This is a genomic window from Rothia amarae (assembly GCF_042677725.1).
GTDB lineage: Bacteria > Actinomycetota > Actinomycetes > Actinomycetales > Micrococcaceae > Rothia > Rothia amarae.
In genome coordinates, this window is the sequence record NZ_JBHUCN010000003.1 from 39067 (window position 1) to 56206 (window position 17140).

Annotated in this window: 12 protein-coding genes; 5 read left to right on the top strand and 7 right to left on the bottom strand. The window is 57.3% G+C overall.

What is annotated here, in order from left to right; translation table 11 throughout:
• Positions 1 to 118: 118 nt before the first annotated feature.
• The 3 genes from ACFR81_RS01135 (at position 119) to ACFR81_RS01145 (ending at position 3231) form a co-directional block, all read left to right on the top strand.
• Entirely contained in the window at positions 119 to 1558 is a 1440-nt protein-coding gene (locus ACFR81_RS01135) for an amino acid permease (protein ID WP_068168480.1), read from the top strand.
• Positions 1559 to 1679: 121 nt separating this feature from the next.
• A complete protein-coding gene (locus tag ACFR81_RS01140; protein ID WP_343876300.1) occupies positions 1680 to 2138 on the top strand; it encodes an acyl-CoA thioesterase in 459 nt (152 codons plus the stop codon).
• Between the two features lie 22 nt (positions 2139 to 2160).
• Positions 2161 to 3231, top strand: a complete 1071-nt coding sequence (locus tag ACFR81_RS01145) for an FUSC family protein (protein WP_343876301.1) — start codon at positions 2161 to 2163, stop codon at positions 3229 to 3231.
• A gap of 116 nt (positions 3232 to 3347) precedes the next feature.
• Here the strand turns inward: ACFR81_RS01145 and ACFR81_RS01150 are convergent, their stop codons facing one another.
• The 3 genes from ACFR81_RS01150 to tgt all read right to left on the bottom strand — a co-directional run bounded on the left by ACFR81_RS01150 (position 3348) and on the right by tgt (position 5938).
• Positions 3348 to 3833: an SRPBCC family protein gene (locus ACFR81_RS01150; RefSeq protein WP_343876302.1), complete on the bottom strand. Its 486-nt coding sequence runs from the start codon at positions 3831 to 3833 to the stop codon at positions 3348 to 3350.
• 28 nt (positions 3834 to 3861) lie between these two features.
• On the bottom strand, positions 3862 to 4365 hold the full coding sequence (locus ACFR81_RS01155) for an SRPBCC family protein (RefSeq protein ID WP_343876303.1): 504 nt from the start codon (positions 4363 to 4365) through the stop codon (positions 3862 to 3864).
• A 73-nt stretch (positions 4366 to 4438) separates the two neighbouring features.
• Positions 4439 to 5938 carry a tRNA guanosine(34) transglycosylase Tgt gene (gene tgt / locus ACFR81_RS01160; protein ID WP_343876304.1) on the bottom strand — a complete coding sequence of 500 codons (1500 nt, stop codon included), beginning with the start codon at positions 5936 to 5938 and terminating at the stop codon, positions 4439 to 4441.
• 164 nt (positions 5939 to 6102) lie between these two features.
• Here tgt and ACFR81_RS01165 point away from each other — a divergent pair, with 164 nt between their 5' ends.
• A complete protein-coding gene (locus ACFR81_RS01165; protein WP_343876305.1) occupies positions 6103 to 7614 on the top strand; it encodes a SulP family inorganic anion transporter in 1512 nt (503 codons plus the stop codon).
• A 17-nt stretch (positions 7615 to 7631) separates the two neighbouring features.
• Here ACFR81_RS01165 and ACFR81_RS01170 read toward each other — a convergent pair whose 3' ends face one another.
• From ACFR81_RS01170 to ACFR81_RS01185, 4 genes are all read right to left on the bottom strand, one after another.
• Positions 7632 to 8900, bottom strand: a complete 1269-nt coding sequence (locus tag ACFR81_RS01170) for a glycoside hydrolase family 76 protein (protein WP_343876307.1) — start codon at positions 8898 to 8900, stop codon at positions 7632 to 7634.
• Between the two features lie 38 nt (positions 8901 to 8938).
• Positions 8939 to 10126: a pseudouridine synthase gene (locus ACFR81_RS01175; RefSeq protein WP_238397963.1), complete on the bottom strand. Its 1188-nt coding sequence runs from the start codon at positions 10124 to 10126 to the stop codon at positions 8939 to 8941.
• Positions 10074 to 10964, bottom strand: a complete 891-nt coding sequence (locus tag ACFR81_RS01180) for a DNA-formamidopyrimidine glycosylase family protein (RefSeq protein WP_343876308.1) — start codon at positions 10962 to 10964, stop codon at positions 10074 to 10076. Before ACFR81_RS01180 ends, ACFR81_RS01175 begins: the two co-directional genes overlap by 53 nt.
• 184 nt (positions 10965 to 11148) lie before the next feature.
• On the bottom strand, positions 11149 to 16650 hold the full coding sequence (locus ACFR81_RS01185) for a DEAD/DEAH box helicase (RefSeq protein ID WP_343876328.1): 5502 nt from the start codon (positions 16648 to 16650) through the stop codon (positions 11149 to 11151).
• 86 nt (positions 16651 to 16736) lie between these two features.
• Between ACFR81_RS01185 and ACFR81_RS01190 the strand changes: the two genes are divergently transcribed.
• Positions 16737 to 17117 (top strand): nitroreductase family protein, encoded by a 381-nt coding sequence (locus ACFR81_RS01190; protein ID WP_343876309.1) that lies wholly within the window; start codon positions 16737 to 16739, stop codon positions 17115 to 17117.
• Positions 17118 to 17140 lie beyond the last annotated feature (23 nt).

Here is a 17140-nt window from a genome sequence, read left to right on the forward strand (position 1 = left end):
CTCGCAGGTAGCTGCGATAGACTCAAGTTAGATTTCGCTAGGCAGCGGCGGGATACGGAGTGAAAGCTTCGAATCCGCCGCTGGCGCGTTTAACTCAAACAATGTGAAGCAGGATTTAATGCCCTCTCAACTCACACACTCCCCACAGGATGAGCCCCGCGGTCTTCAGCGTTCTTTGACCCACGGGCAGATGACGATGATCGTGCTCGGCTCCGCTCTAGGCACCGGTCTTTTTCTAGGTTCTGGGGGCGCTATCGCAATTGCTGGCCCCGCCGTCATCCTGTCCTACGCCATCGGCTCGATTCTTGCCGCCATCATCGGTGGCGCGACGGGCGAAATGGCAGTGCACACTCCGGTGCGCGGCGGTTTCGGATCCATCGCTGCTAAGTACTTGGGGCCTTTCGCCGGCTTTCTCACGCGTTGGGCGTACTGGACCTGCACCATGATTATTACCGGCATCGAGCTGGTAGCAGTAGGTTCTTATCTGAAATTCTGGTGGCCTCAACTGCCGCTGTGGGTGGGCATCGTGATTTTTGGCGTGGTGATTATTCTGCTGAATGTGCGGAGCGTAAAGTACTTCGGCACTATGGAATTTTTCCTCTCGTCCATTAAGGTGATTGCGCTGACCGCGTTTATTCTCGTGGGTCTGTGCATGGTGTTCTTCGGGCTACCGGGACATACGGCAACAGGCGTTTCGAACCTGACCAACGACGGCGGCTTCATGCCCCACGGTTTCTCTTCAGTGTGGCTCTCACTTGCAGTCGTGATGTTCTCCTTTGGCGGCATCGAGATGATTTCGATTTCTGCAGCAGAAGCGAAAGATCCAGCCCGTTCGGTGCGAACCTCCGCTAAGGCAATGATGTGGCGCCTGGCTACTTTCTACGTGCTGGCAATGTTCGTGGTGGTTTCTGTGATTCCCTGGAGCCAAGCCGCTCAGCTAGAGGGTACAGTAGAAACCTCTCCTTTCGTGATGGTCTTCTCCGAACTGGGTATTCCCGCTATCGCAACTATTACTAACCTGGTGGTGCTGGTAGCTGCGCTATCAGCCGCTAACGCAAACCTCTACGCGGGAACTCGTTTGATGCACTCTCTGGCATCAGACAAGATGGCTCCTTCTTCTCTTGCCCAGGTCACCTCCCACGGTATTCCCGCTCGCGCCATGTGGGTTTCGACCCTCGGCGTCATTCTGGCGATCGTTCTCGCGGTCTTCAAACCCGGTTCTGCTTTTGGAACCATGATGACCCTGACCATGGTTTCCGCTTTGACCGTGTGGGTTCTGATTCTGCTGGCATATATGGCGTTCAAACGAGTGGAGGGCAACTCTTCGGCCTTTCGGGTGTGGGGTGGGCGCGGTACTGCCGCCGTCGGTATCCTGCTCCTTTTCGCTATCTGGGCAGCTCTCTTTGCAGCTCAGGGAAATAGCACTCCCGCAACGGTAGGAATCGTCTATTTCTTGATTCTGACCATGGTTTATTTTGCCGTGATTCGCAAGGTACAAACACCGGACGACGACGCCTTCGCTGAGGCGCGCGCGGCAAGCTCGCAGGTAGCCGAGTAAATTTTCCTTCACAAGCGACCACGAAAGTGCACATCTGACCAGCAAAAACTGGTCAACAGTGCATTTTCGTGGTCGTATTTGTTTGCCCCTGGTACTCAATAACCCGAGTACACTCGAAACCATGGCTGAGAACGTATTCGAAGTAGAAATTCCGCTCCGCTGGGGCGATATGGACGCCTATGGGCACGTCAACAACGTCACCATGTTTCAGATTTTGGAAGAAGCGCGCGTGGCGGTTTTTGGAATGCCGCCTTCATCGGGCGAGCCTGTGGAGGAATCTCCTCGGCCGCGCGTCCGCCTCTTCGAGACCTTTCCCGACGGCGTCCAGGCGCTGATTGCCGAACATCACGCAAAATACCACTCGCCTTTGCCTTACCGGGGTCTTAAGGTAAAAGTAGACGTGGCTATCACTGAGGTAACTGCTGCTTCCTTCACTATTTCTTACCGGGTTTTTGACCCCCACACCAGTACCTTGTGCGTCAGCGCCTCTACAGTGCTTGCATTTTTTAACGCCACCACAGGTACCTTGACCCGCCTGAATAAGGCGCAGCGAACCGAGCTTGAATCCTTCATCAACTAGACAAGAGGAGAACACTAACGACGTGCCAAAAAACCAGTACGCCCGCGAACTATTCCAACTGCCACCCCAGGTAAGGCACCGAGACACTCTGCCTGCCGTGCGTATTGCACTCAGCGTTGGTATTCCGCTACTGGTTTTACTGCTCATGGGGGAGCCGAAACTTACCATCTTCACCGCTTTCGGTGCGTTTACGGCGCTCTACGGGAGAAACCAGCCGCTACTACCGCGCGTCATTCAGCAGACCTCATCGGGTGTGCTGATGGTGGTGTGTGTGGGAGTTGGCCTGTTTCTCTCTGCTCATCATGTGGCAGGGTGGCAGCTGGTAGCTGTTACCTCGTTTTTTGCGGCGGTGTGCGCCTACATCGCGATGATACTCAACCTTAAACCTTCGGGGCCGCTGTTTTATATCTTTGCTTCGGCGGGTATTGCTTCGATTCCCTATTCGGGGATGGCGGTGCGCGACTTGTCTCTTACCGCAGCCTCCGCCGGTTTCTCGCTTTTACTCGGTGTTATTTTGGGCCAGCTCTGGGGAGAAGGCAGGGGCGTGCCCACTATTATTCGCACCTCTCTTAACTATAAAAATGTAGCAACGCAGACCCTGACTAACTTTATTACCACCCTGGTTGCAGGTTTGGCGGGTAACTTGCTGGGACTTTCCCATGCCTACTGGGCGATGGTTGCTGCGGCTGCTGTGCTGGCTGCGCCGTCAATGTCCAAAAGAATTCTGCGCGGTGTGCACCGCATGATCGGCACTATCTTGGGCGTGCTGGTCACCGCGTTCTTTATTTCGATGCACCCCGATGCATGGCACATTGCCGTGCTCATTGTGATTGCACAGTTCGTCACAGAGATTTTCGTGATGCGTAACTACGGGCTGGCGGCTATCTTTATTACATCGCTGGCGCTGTTTATGGTGCACTTGGCGTCGCCATTCACCAGTTATGAACTGCTCACAACCCGCATGTTCGAAACAATCCTCGGCGCGATTATCGGTATGGTGGGTGCCATCGTTTCACCTAGCCCAGAGCACCTGGGCAAAGATACTGTGGCGATTCCTGTAATCCGATTTGCCCGGGACTATCGGCGCAGGTAGGACTGCACTAAGGCCTCGGTGCAACTAGCTCTTTTGAGTGTGGAGCAGATAGAGGGAAGCGGACCGTATTTCATACGGTCCGCTTTTTCTATATCCGATTCAAGTCTGCGGGGTTCTTAGATTTCAGAAACTAGAGCCTGCAACTTGTTGAAGGACGACGTCCACCCCTGCGCACCGGGTTCGTGATACTCGGTGGGGAGCGGGCCTTGGGTAATCTTCAGGTGAGTCTTATCGCCCTCTTCTTTGAATTCGATGCGCATATAGAGGTAGCCGGGCTCCTCGCCGTCGGCAGCCGGCATGGTTTCGATGCCTTCGATGAGCTTGTTGGGCTCCAGGGTTGCAAACACGGCGTTGGAGGGGCTGGTCATGGACGGGTCGTCGTTGTTGACCATGGTGAATTTCCAGACGCCGCCGACGCGGGGATCAACCTCAGCGGATTGGGCGGGAACACTCCATCCTTCGGGACCGAACCACTGAACGAGCAAGTCTTTTTCGGTGAAAGCGCGAAAAAGTTGCTCGGCGGATGCCTTGAAAGTGTGTTCGATTTCGAACACTAATTCTGCGGGGACTTCTTCAATCTTGAAGGGAGGTACTTCAGCCATTGCTGGGTCTTTCGTCTGTAGCGAGCCTCTAGTTGTGAGGTTTCAACACTTTTTCTAGGGAAGCAAACGATTCATGCCAAGTGCTAGCTGCTTGTTCATGAACCGACGCCGGTAGCGGACCCAACTCCAGAACCAGAGTGGTTCCCTCCCCTACACCGTCGTCGGTGACGACTGTTCCGGGCACCATCCGTAGCCTCCAGCCGATTTCCTGCTCGGTGGGTTGACCGTCGGGACCGGCGATGGCTTCGGTAAATTCCAGGAGCGTATCGGTGATGGACTCAAATCGTAGGTACACAGGGGCAAAAACGTTCGGGCCGGATTCGTGCTTCATCAACAACTGGATTCGTCCGCCGATTTTGGGTTCGAAAATGAAGTGTTCGTCCTGGATAGTCCAACCAGCCGGGGCGTACCACTGTTTGAAGATGTCAGCGGCGGTAAACGCGGCAAGCAACTCATCGGTCCCCGCCAGAAAATCGTGCTTGACGGTCAGGAGTTCTTTTTTCGACACCTTATCGAGGGGAAAATCAGCCATGAGGCAACCTTTCGCTGTGTTTGAGAGTCCATTCTAGCCGGAGGGGTGTTTGTCCCCCATCGTCACGGCAAACCTAGCCTGCAGTCTCTTCGCTCTGAGCAGTTTCCTCTTCCGCCTCAGCTAAAAGCGCCGCTTCTGCCACCGCCGCGCGTCGTGCCTCCGCCTCAGCTTTAGCTTTGAGATTTGCTGCCCGGCGAGCTTCTGCCGCCGCGATGCGTTGAGCTTCTTTCTGCGCTCGGCGTGCCGCAGCCTCTTCCTGGGCTTTGAGCTGGGCAACCTTTTTCGAGTAGTACTTGCCCACGAACTCGTCGCGGTACTCAAAGTAGTCGCCGGAGTCGATCGCTAGGCGGGCGTCGTCCACCATCTTCACGATGAACCGCTCATTGTGAATTGACGCCAAAGTTGCCGAAAGCCGCTCGTCCGCTTTGAACAGGTGATGAATGTAGGCGCGCGTGTAGTGGGCGCAGGTGTAGCAGTCGCAGCCCTCAAAGATGGGCGTGAAATCGGTCTTGAAACGCGCATTAGTGAGGTTCACACGGCCCTCGGGCGTATAGACTGCGGCGTTACGGGCAACGCGCGTGGGCGAGACACAGTCAAAGGTATCAACACCGTTTTCGATACCCACGAAAATATCATCGGGTTCTGAAATCCCCAGCAAGTGGCGGGGCTTATTCTCGGGGAGTTCTTCGTTGCACCAGCGCACAATCGTGCCCAGGTTTTCTTTTTCCAGCGCACCGCCCAAACCAAAACCGTCAAAGGGCATCGACCCTAAATCGCGGCATGCTTTACGGCGAAGATCTTCATACTGCGCACCCTGAATGACGCCGAATAACGCCTGATAGGGTTTGCCTACGCGTTCCTTGGTTAGACGCTGGTGCTCAGCTATGCAACGCAGCGCCCACAAGCGGGTACGCTCTAACGCTTCTTCCTGGTAGGGGCGGGAGTTGTAGAGGGTGGTGAGCTCGTCAAAGGCGAACATGACGTCGGCGCCAATCTGATGCTGCACCTGCATCGAAACCTCAGGGGTAAAGCGGTGCATATCGCCGTTGATATGAGACTTGAAGAACACGCCGTCGTCGTCCACATGCGCCATGCGTTCTTTGCCGGTCGCGACGTCGTCGTCACCAATTGGTCGACCATCGGCACCCACAGCGTTTGCAACTGTGCCCATGTCGATGACCTTTTTGAATCCTGAACCCAAGCTCATGACCTGGAATCCGCCGGAGTCGGTAAACGTTGGGCCATCCCAGTTCATGAACTTGCCCAAACCGCCGGCGGCGTCGAGAACCTCGGGGCCAGGCTGCAGGTACAGGTGGTAGGCGTTAGCGAGCAGTGCTTGCGAGCCCAACTCCTTCATGGCCTCGGGTAGAACAGCCTTCACCGTTGCCTTGGTGCCAACGGGGGTGAAGGCGGGTGTCTGGATATCACCGTGCGGGGTATGAATGACGCCGGTGCGGCCACGGAACTCGCCGCCATTAGCGTCGGTTCGGGCAGCGGGGATATCGGCGGTATCCGCTAGCCTGTTGCCAAGTTCAAAGGAAAAAGTGGGGTCAGAAAATTCTGTATTGAGCACCTGCCCATTCTACAATGTCCAGCCCGGGTAAAGACCGTTCTGCCGAGAACACATCATCTGCCCACCACACACGGTTCTTCGCTGTGCTTGTGGGCAATTCGGGTGTATTCAACCCAACTGCTACCCTGAAAAGTGTTCACCCCTATCTGCTTTTCAAGGATTTCATGAGCACCTCGGTATCTGCGCCGCCTCTTTCACCCCAGCAACGTCAATCGGTGGTACGTACGCTGAGAAGTCCCAAACTTCTCACCGTGGAAGTACTTGCAGGTTTGGTCACGGCGCTGGCGCTGATTCCCGAAGCACTTGCCTTTGCCGTGGTGGCGGGAGTTGATCCGCGCGTCGGTCTTTTTGCCTCATTCACGATGGCGGTGACCATCTCAATCACCGGCGGGCGTCCTGCCATGGTATCGGGTGCCGCGGGTTCGACGGCGCTCGTCATCGCACCTCTCATGGCAAGTCACGGACTGCCTTACCTGATTGCGGCGGTGCTTCTTGCCGGTATTTTGCAGATTGTTCTGGCAGGGATCGGGGTGGCTAAGCTGATGCGTTTCATCCCCCGTCAGGTCATGGTGGGTTTTGTGAACGCACTAGCCATACTCATTTTTTCTTCCCAGCTTCCGCAGCTCATCGGTGTGCCGTGGCTGGTCTACCCGCTTGTCATCGTAGGGTTACTGCTGGTTTTTGGTCTGCCTAAAATTCACCCGATGATTCCCGCGCCGCTCGTCGCCATCGTCTTACTCACGGCCTTCACCATGCTGGCGGGTATCCGCGTGCCCACGGTCGGTGATTTTGGCGCCCTTCCCGATTCGTTGCCGCAGTTGACTGCACTTGGTGTACCCCTGACACTGGACACTCTAAAAACGATCTTTCCGTTCGCGCTCGCCGTTGCGTTCGTCGGGTTGGTGGAATCGCTGATGACAGCCAAACTCGTAGATGACCTCACCGATACCCACTCCAGCAAAACTCGTGAATCCTGGGGGCAGGGCCTTGCCAATATCGTGACCGCTTGCTTTGGCGGAATGGGCGGTTGCGCCATGATTGGTCAGACTATGATCAACGTGAAAACCGGCCATGCTCGCACTCGAATCTCTACCTTTAGCGCGGGAGTGTTCGTGCTAGTTCTATCGGTTGCTATGGGGAACCTGGTGGGGCAGATTCCTATGGCGGCGCTGGTAGCGGTAATGATTCTGGTGTCCTGGAGTACTTTTGATTGGCATTCAATCAAACCCTCTACCCTTCGCACGATGCCCCGGTCTGAACTTGCCGTCATGGCTATGACCGTTCTGGTTACGGTATTTTCCCACAACCTAGCGCTGGGCGTGGGTGTAGGTGTACTTTGCGCGTTGGTGCTTTTCGCACGTCGAATTACGCACGTCGTCACGGTAGACCGGGAGATCGTTGTCGCGGCGGAGCAGGACGGCGTTTACGCCCTCTACCGCGTAAACGGACCGCTATTTTTTGGCTCCTCGAACGATCTATATTTCCAATTCTCCTACGCCGAAGACCCCAGCGCAGTGGAGATTGACTTGAGCAATTCGCATATATGGGACGCATCGAGCGTATCTGCCCTCGATTCTATTGCCGCCAAATATGCGACCTTAGGCAAGAGCGTGAGAGTCACAGGGTTGAACGAGGTTTCTTATGAGCTGAGAGAACGACTGCGCGTTCGAAGCTAGAACCGAGAAACCAAAAACTAAGCGCTCGCCGCCAGTACTCGCGCGGCGGATTCGAGAAGCATCCACCCCTGGAGCTGGCTTGAGAGCTGAACGGGAGTACCTACACCCAAAGTCTCAGAGGCATGACGCACAATATCGGTGCTGAAAAGAACGGTGGGTTCACCGCGTACTTCTCGAACATCTATGCCGTACTCGTTGAGGGGCAAATCGGGGTCGAACTCGCGTCGCCCTTCCCAGAGAATATCGGCACTTTGAACGACCAAAGCGCCGGCACGCGAGCGCGCTTCTTCAGCGACCTGCTCGCTCAGCGCTACCTGCGCCAGGTACCGAGCGAGGATACCGCTGAAGAGTCCGCCGTCGCCATCGCCATGTGTGGAGAGAACCTTGACCCTTTCGACGGCGGAAACTTCAAAGGTTGCAGTGAAGTGCTGCTCGATACCGTCGAGGATGTCCGAGATCCGCTGATTTACTTCAAAGTTAAGTTCTCCGCCTGCTTCTGCAACTTCCAGCAAGGCTGAGAGAACCGGGCCCTGGTTGTAGGAGTAGAGGGCCGATTCTAGTTCTTCAGAATCTTGGCGAATTTTGATGCCGTCGAGGTAAACCTTGCGCTCGGCGTCCCACAGCTTGGTGTCGAGCCAGTTGAGGAGGGCAGACGCGCGACCCACCTGCGCGCCGCGGGCGAAGGCAAGGGCTGCGGGTGCTGTGGCGGGTGTATTTTTGAAGTCTTTTTGGGTAGACCAGAACATACCGCCACCGAGGTCTGTGGTGGCGCCTTTGGAGAGTGCTACGAATAGGTCGCGCCCGGCGTCTTGTGCCTGAATAAGCCCGCGCCCGTTGAGGATCTCGGCAAGGGCGTTGAGTCTGCCTGACGCCAGTGCCAGCCATGCCATGTCGTCAAAGTAGGAGTTGGTCCAGGAACCGAGGTTGCGGGTATGAATTCCGCGGAGGATTGCCTGGGCGGTTTCAAACCAGGTGGTTGCGGTGGCTGAATCCATTTCGCGATGGGCGCGTAGGGAGGCGTCGATGGCGCAATCGAGCAGGTGTGCCTGCCACCAGAAATGCCATTCACCCAGCCGGGTGAATCTGGTGCGGGTTTCGGGAATCTGTACTGCGCCGAGCAGGGTTCCGGGTACACCAAAAGCTTTTTTGCCGAACATTCTGAGGATGGACCGCCCGGCGGTTTCAGCTCGGTCGCTGACTTTCCGTGCATGTTCTTGGTGGAGCTGAGAAATTTCTGCGGCGGTAGGCGCTTGGTGCAGGGAGCGGCGAGTAGGTTCGGTGCTCAATTTTTATCCTCTGATGTTGGTGTGGACTCGTTTCTAGCCTATCGCACGCCGGGTCCTGGGGGCGGGGCGAGGGCGAGGGTGCGTTGGCTACGCAACATCACGTCTTCGCCGGTTAAAGGGTGGATAAATTCCAGTGTTCGCGCTAGAAGTTGCAGGGGAAGAGCGGGATTATCGTTGCCGTGCTCCTGTAATTCTGGGTAGATGGTGTCGCCTAAAATAGGGGAACCTGCTGCCAGCAGATGTGCCCGTAATTGGTGGGTTTTTCCACTGTGCGGTTCGAGTTGAAGGTGGGTTAATCGGCGGGCGCTGTTGTTTAGTCCGGTGATGTCTACGGTCGCCGAATCGAGGTCGTAGATGCTCAGGCACGTGATGCGGGATTCTGCATTGAGTCCGTCGAAAGCTTGGCCGGACTGTCTGCGCTTCCGTTTTTGCGCGTGGGTTTCAGGGGCTAGGGGCGGGTGCTCACCGGGTAGAATCTGCACGTTAGTTTGTTCTACTTGAATGTGGCCGTGTTCTTTGTCGATGCGCGAGCGTACCGTCAGCTGGTCTCCTTCGCTCAGGTTCGCTATCGGCAGGGTTACCGCTTCGTAGGTTTTGCGTACCTTGCGGCGTTCGAACAGCATCTGGAGCGGCGCCCGGGCTGGGGGCACTTTAGCGAAGACAAGCACTCCTGCCGTTGCGCGGTCAAGACGGTGCACAGGGGAGAGCTCGGGCAGATCGTGTGCTACCCGAAGATTTGCCAAGGCGGTATTTTTGACGAACATACCCCGGGGCGTGGTGGCAAGAAAATGTGGTTTATCAACTGCCAAAATCCATTCGTCTTCGAAGAGGACGGGCAGGTCAGAGGGTACATCTGGTTCTGGAGATAGTTCGCGGTGGTACCACACTGAGCTTCCTCCGATAAACGGGGAGTGTGGCGCATAGGGGGTCCCGGAGTCATCGACGATTTCCCCGCGTTCTAAGCGAGCAGGTACGTAGTGGGGGTCTTGGGGGAAGAACCTGGCGGTGAGGTAGTCCGCCAGAGTGGGCGAGGTTTTATCGGTGGCCGCGTATTCGCTGGGGTACTGCTCCGGCATGATGAGATGCACGGGATCTATCCCCTCTACCTGGGGCAGGGGTTTGCTGATGGGTGTTTTTCTACGGCGGGCCATAGGGCTATGGTAGCGTGCCCAACTACTCCCTAAAGAGTACTTGGCAGGTGGGGCAGCGGTAGGAGAGGCGCGCAATATCGTTCTCTTGGGCCAGCCGGTGCGGTGTGATTCCGAAGCGTTCGCCGTCGGTGCCTTGGTCGCTCAGTTCTTCGCGCACAATCGGTGAGGTGCAACGGTAGCAGTTTTGCCGCCTGCGACCGTAGACCCATAGGGGTTCAGCAACGGTGCGCGTCACCCGGAGGGGGCGTGCGCGGTTTGCGTTGAGGAGGAGAGAAGCGATTTCGACGACGCGCGGCAAATCCGGCACGGCGGCGGCGGTGCTGCGGGGGTCTACGCCAGCAAGAAAGAGCGTTTCAGCGCGGTAGATAGTTCCGATTCCAGCGAGGTTTTTCTGGTCGAGGAGGGCTGGGCCGATCATACGTTCGGGGCGTTTGCGAATGTTTTCTACCGCCTGTGCAAGATTCCAGTCGGCGCCAAGAATATCCGGACCCAGGTGGGAAACAAATCGTTCTTCGTGCTCGGTGGGCACCACATCGAGCATTCCTAGGTTAAAGCCGACTGCCTCTACCGGTGAGGAGCCATCTCTTACTACTCCTGAAGAATCTAGCCGCGCGTTCGCTTTGATGACGGCGCGTGCCTCCGTCGTCCGTCTTTTCCACCGTGCGGGTTTGCCGGTGCCGTCGGTGCCGTAGACATGCCAGATACCTTCCATCTTGAGATGGGAGTGAACGCTCATTGAGCCGATGCGGATGAAGAGGTGCTTGCCCCGGGCAAAAGCGCCGTGAATGGTTTCTCCCGCTAAATCTATTTCGGCGGAATCGGGAAATCTGAAGCTGGTGTGGTGCACCGTTCTGCCTGTAAGAGCGCGGTGTAAGTTACGCGCTTGGCGCCATACGGTATCGCCTTCAGGCATGGGTTCTCCTAGAGCAGCTTTTGAGTAAGCTTCATTCTATAAATAATGTGACAGAAGATAGGTTGGCTTATCAGTTACCGGCTGGTAACATCGTTGTGTTATCCATTATGTCTATACAGTATTCCCCCAATTTGTAGAGCGTAAATCCCCCATGAAGTGGCTCCTGCACCGGCAGGAGCCACTTTTATATTTCCCGTCGCATACGCAAACCCTTGGGGGTAGCGTAGAACCCGGCTTCTTCTAGACCTCGACGCAGTGCTGTTATGGGGTGCATCGGGGGCTCAACAGCCTGTTCTTGGGTGGAAACTAAAGGTGCCAGGTTTTCTAAGATTCCCAGTCCGTTGACTTTTTCGATCATGATTTTCTCTGCTGCTCCGCGTCGCACCAGCTCACCAAGCAAGGGGGCTGCCGCTCGTACGTCGGTCACATCGGAGCTAAAGAGTAGAACGGTTCGTCCGCCTCGTTCGAGGTAGATTCCTAACCGCCCGTCAATCAAGACCACCACCGCACCGGCTTTTCTGCCCGGTTTATGTTTGGTAAATTCTTGCTCGGTTTGACCCAGTAACGACGGCGCAGGCCAGGGAAGCGTTGAACCGTAGGGATTGGCGGGATCGGTCGCCGCAAGTAGAACGACCGTTCGTGTTGTTTGAGTGGAGCCGCCCTGATTCTCTACCTCCCGATCATAGGCGCGCAAGCGGTCTACCGTGTTCGCCGTCGAGAACTGTGCTGCCCCCAGCTCTTCCACAAAGTAACCTCGCCTCGCCACTCCTTTTTCTTCTGCTAGAGAGAGCACGCGATATACCGCTGAGAATCCGCCGGGGGTGTCCTCTGCTGCCACGGCGCCGCGCGTTAGCACGCCGTAACGGTCCAGGAGTAATTCGGCGCGGGCATGGGCGGCAATCGTGGGGTCCAGCTCTTCGGTCCATACCCGGGACCATCGCCCTGAATCCGTAGGAGACACCATATCGGCGGGGGTAGAAAGCAACCCCATCCGCCCCCTTCTGCTCATTCCGGTGTTGGTACCAAAGCGGGAGCCGGAAAGACGCGCGGCACCGCGGCGTACTGCAGCACGCGGCGCTGGTGCTGGCTTTTTAAGTTTGTGCGCCGAGTGCCCGCCGGCGAGATGCGCGCGTACCGGTGCGAAGGTGTCGTTGGTAACCAGTCCTGCCCAGGCGAGGTTCCAGAGGGACGCAGAGACCTCGGAGCTCGTAAAGGGCATATTCTCAGGGTGTCCTGCGCCTGACTCGGTGGGGTTCGCACTCGGTTCTACTGCCTGCAAAGCTTCTGCGGTGTAGCGGGAAAGCGCCTCGCGAACCTGCTGGAAGAATAGACCGCCACCGCCGAGCACCTCATACACCGCTCGATCTAGCGGGGAAAGTTCGGAGAGCCTATCCTGGCGTTCGCCATCGGAGGGGAGGGTCAGTGAAGCGGCTTCGGTGAGGTGGAGGGTAATCCAGCCATCGCCTGCGAGTTCGCCGTCGCCTGCCCACAGCACATCACCACTGGATAAGGCGCGGTCCAATAGTGAGGACGAGTAGTCTTTCACCCGCGAGCGCAGAACCAGGGGCTCCAGGGCGGATGCCGGTATGCGTACTCCGGCCAGCTGGTCGATCGCGGTGAGTAGCCCGTCGTATCCGCTGAGCATGGAGTCTTCACAGGCTTTTGCCGAGACTTTTTTGCCTCCTACCGGGGTACCAAAAGTGCCGGGTGTAAAGGTTTCTTCGGTGATTTCCCACGACTGTACGTGCTGCCAAGGGGGCAAAAAACGCCCATAGATGTGTTGGGCAACCGGTTCGACGTCGGCGCGTAGGGCTGCCAACGAGCGGGATCGGAGGGTGCGTAGAACACCGGCGTCGACCCATTCGGTGCCCGCTGCTTCGACCGTTCCGGTGCGGGCAAGGGCTAGTTCTGCGCGGATTTCTTCGGGCAAGAATTCGCCGGAAATGACTCTGCGTTCTGTTGCCATGGCGCGCAGGGTGGTTTCGACGACGGCGGTACCCAGCCCCAGCGCCGCCGCGGCTTGGGCGGTGGTAAAGGGGGCGTGGGTGCGGGCGTAGCGACCCACCAAATCGTGTAGGGGGTGGGGGACCGGTTCGAGGAAAGCGAGAGGGACCCCCATGGGGAGGGGCACACCTAGACCGTCGCGCAGGCGGGCGGCGTCCTCAATGGCGGCAAAATGTTCGGTGCCATGAAGGGTGAAGGCAAGAGCGCGGTTGGCTGAAACTAGTTCGCGGGCAAACGCTTCAGCCTGCTCTGAGGTGAGGGGTTCTTCTTCAGTTTCCTCGCTAGAGCGGTTGACCCTCAGCCGGGCTGCTAACTGATGGGCGTTGAGCGGGCCGAGCAAACGTAGCAGGTCAGCGGCGCCTTCAACTCCTTGGTAGCGGTAGCCTGCCACGCTGTGCTGCAGGCGGGCTTCGGTTTGGCGAATGACGTTGGCGTCGAGCAATTCTCGCAGTTCATCGCGCCCTAATAATTCGGAAAGTAGCGCCGAGTCAAGGGTGAGCGCTGCCGCGCGTCGTTCTGCAAGGGGCGAATCGCCCTCGTAGAGGAACTGTGCAACGTACCCAAAGAGTAACGTGCGCGCAAAAGGCGAGGGGGATTCTGTTTCAATCTCGCTCACGCGGATGGCGCGGGAGTCTATTTTGCGGTGGATGTCCATTAGGGCAGGCAGATCATAGACATCCTGCAAGCACTCGCGCACGGTTTCTAAAATGATGGGAAAGTTGGAGAATTTGCGGGCGACGTCCAGAAGTTGGGCAGATCGCTGGCGTTGCTGCCAGAGCGGGGTTCGCCGCCCTGGGTCGCGGCGGGGCAGAAGCAAGGCGCGCGCTGCATTTTCGCGGAACCGGCTGGCGAACAGGGCGGAGGAACCTACTCGTTCGGTGACGATGTTTTCGAGTTCATCGGTGTCGAAGAAGAACAGGGATGCCCCGGGTGGTTCCGCCTCGATGGAAGGAATGCGGAGCACGATGCCGTCGTCAGCCGCCATTGCTGAGGCATTGACGCCGAACATATCTTCGGCTCGTTGACCGACGGCCAGCGCCCAGGGTGCGTGCACGGGCATGCCGTAGGGGGAGTGTAGAACGACTCGCCAGTCCCCAATTTCATCGCGGAATCTTTCTACGATGAACTGCTGGTCAGAAGGCACCGCCCCGGTTGCTTCGGATTGTTCGCGAACGTAGGCCTGCACGTTATCGGCAGCCCACGTGTCAAGACCGATAGCTTCTACACGCTGACGAGCGGCAGCAGGCTCACTCTGAATCTCTGCGGCGAGCTCACGGGTGAACTGGCCCAGCGCGCGGCCGAGTTCGACCGGACGTCCCGGCCCCTCCCCATGCCAGAAAGGTAGCTTGCCGGGCACACCAGGGGCGGGGGTAACGCTCACGCGGTCGTGGCTAATATCTTCAATACGCCAGGAGGTAGCACCCAGAGCGATGACGTCGCCCGCCCGGGACTCGTACACCATCTCTTCATCGAGTTCACCCACGCGTTTAGGGGCTTTGGAGTCTTCTGAACCCACAATGTAAACGGGAAACAGCCCGCGGTCAGGTATCGTACCGCCGGAGGTTACCGCCACCCGCTGCGCACCGGGACGGCCTTCGAGCGTGCCAGCATCGCGATCCCAAATGACGCGCGGGCGCAACTCAGCAAATTCATCGGAGGGGTACTTACCCGAGAGCAAATCTAAGGTTGCCTCAAAAGCACTGCGCGGCAGGGTGGCGAAGGGGGCGGTATGGCGAAGCGCCTCAAACCAGGACTCCACATCGATAGGTCCAAGCGCACAGGCAGCCACGGTTTGCTGGGCAAGAATATCCAGCGGATTTTGCGGAATAGAGAGCGGCTCAATATTGCCCGCGAGCATTCGTTGAACGGTCACCGTTGCATTGAGCAAATCACCGCGGTGCTTGGGATAGAGGTATCCTCTGGAAATTTCTCCTACCTGGTGGCCCGCGCGTCCTACTCTTTGCAAACCAGAGGCGACTGAGCCGGGGGATTCCACCTGAATTACCAGATCTACCGCACCCATATCGATGCCCAACTCAAGGGAGCTGGTGGCAACCACACAGCGAAGTTCACCTGATTTGAGCGCTTCTTCAATTACCGAACGCTGGTCTTTAGAGACCGATCCGTGGTGCGCTCGCGCGAGGAGCGGCGGGGCGCTGTGGGCAGTGGCGGATTGCGCCATGATTTGTGCTGGTGGGCGCTTGATTTTGGCGTCTTCACGTTCGATTCGAGCGCCACCGTTTGCCGCCAGCGCCTGGCTGAGAGCTTCGGAAATATTCTGCGGCGGGGACGTCACTCGCGGGGATGCAGAGGCTTTCTCCGAATCTTCGGAGGAACCCTCCATAGCCGCTCGTGCTTCCTCACGGTCAGCGTGAATTTCGTTGAGACGCGCGGTCAGTTTCTCCGCCAAACCGCGTGAGTTGGCAAACACAATGGTGGAGCGGTACTTCTCCACCAAATCAACAATTCTCTCTTCAACGTGCGGCCAGATAGACGCCTGGTAGCCACTGGTATCCGGCGTTGCTTCTTGCGCTATCTCAGCGGGGGAGAGCTCTGCCGGGTCGAATTCTTCAATCTCAGCGCGGGTGATTTCTATCTGTGGGGCAGGGGCGTTTTCCTGCGGAAAAATCCCGATAGCGTCGGCAAGAGTAAGCCCGCGCGTCAGATGATCGATGTCTACAGCAGGTATGGAGTGCTGGTCCGGGGCGGTACCGTCCCGTTCCAGTAGCGAATCGCTGTTGACCATGCCGTCGTCGTGGAATTCGGTGCCGGTTTCAAATGCATTGACGCGCACCCGGGCGCGATCTGCCAGCTTGTCGACGTAGGCGCCGCCCACCGCTGAACCCACCCCAGCTACTGGCTCGCTGTTTTCCTCCCGGCTAGGGTCTGACTGTTCGCCCTCGCCATAGGTGTTGGGGCCGCCCAGCTTGGTCATGTCGGGCACAGGAACAGAAATGGTTAGTTCCCATTTTTTCTCCGAGGGCGGTTGCACAATATCAACCGGGGCGACGCCGCCGAGAAAGCGCGCGACGGTTTCGACCGGCTCTACCGTTGCGGAAAGACCGATGCGTTGCACGGGCTGGTCGAGTATCTGATCCAGGCGCTCTAGCGAAACCGCCAGGTGTGCTCCTCTTTTGGTTCCGGCAACAGCATGAACCTCATCAATAATCACCGTATGAACCGCCGCCAGCGTAGAGCGCGCTTTCGAGGTTAGCATCAGGTAGAGAGATTCGGGGGTGGTGATGAGAATATCTGGGGGATTGGAGATGAGCTGACGGCGCTCCTTAGGCGGTGTATCGCCCGAACGCACCCCAACGGTCACATTCGGTACATCGGCGCCCATCCGCTTTGCGGTTTGAGCGATGCCAATCAGAGGGGAGCGCAGGTTGCGTTCGACATCCACCCCCAAGGCTTTGAGCGGAGAAATGTAGAGAACCTTGGTACCGGTTTTTTGGTTCGGGGCACTTTCTTGAATATGAAGCCGGTCAAGTGCCCAGAGAAAAGCCGCCAGAGTTTTACCCGAGCCGGTAGGTGCAACTACGAGCGCGTGTTTGCCAGCGGAAATCGCGTGCCATGCGCCGTCCTGCGCGGCGGTAGGGGCGGTGAACGCCCCGGTAAACCACTCGCGGGTGGGTGCAGAGAAATACTGAAGCGAGTTATGAAAAGTGCCGGCAGAGGTCATTTGTTCATTATGCCAGGTGGGAGTGACAAACCAAGTCAACTTACATATGCTTTACCGGGTCACGCGCCCGTCTCATCCCTCACCTGGTGGAAACCAACCGGGAAAAGACCGAAAAAGCACCGGTGACTGCTGTGCTGAGCTTTGACACCAACTGGTCCGAAAGATTCCCCGAGTTCAATCCTCGCGCTGCTGGTATGCGAGAAATGTTCCGTGACAATGAGGGTGTTCGCCACTCGTCCGGTTTGTTGTCCTCATCTATTGCTGCAGGTTACTTCATCATCGCTACGCGTGCGCTAGGTTTGGCTGCAGGTCCTATGACTGGTGCTGATTTTGAGGGTATCACCCAGGAGTTCTTCCCCGATGGCGAGCGCAAGGCTTTTTTGGCGGTTAATCTGGGGTACGGCGTCCTCCCAGAATATGACCGTAACCCCCGCTTCTCCTTTGATGAAGCAGCAGAGATTCTCTAATCACTGGTGAATAAAAAATAAGG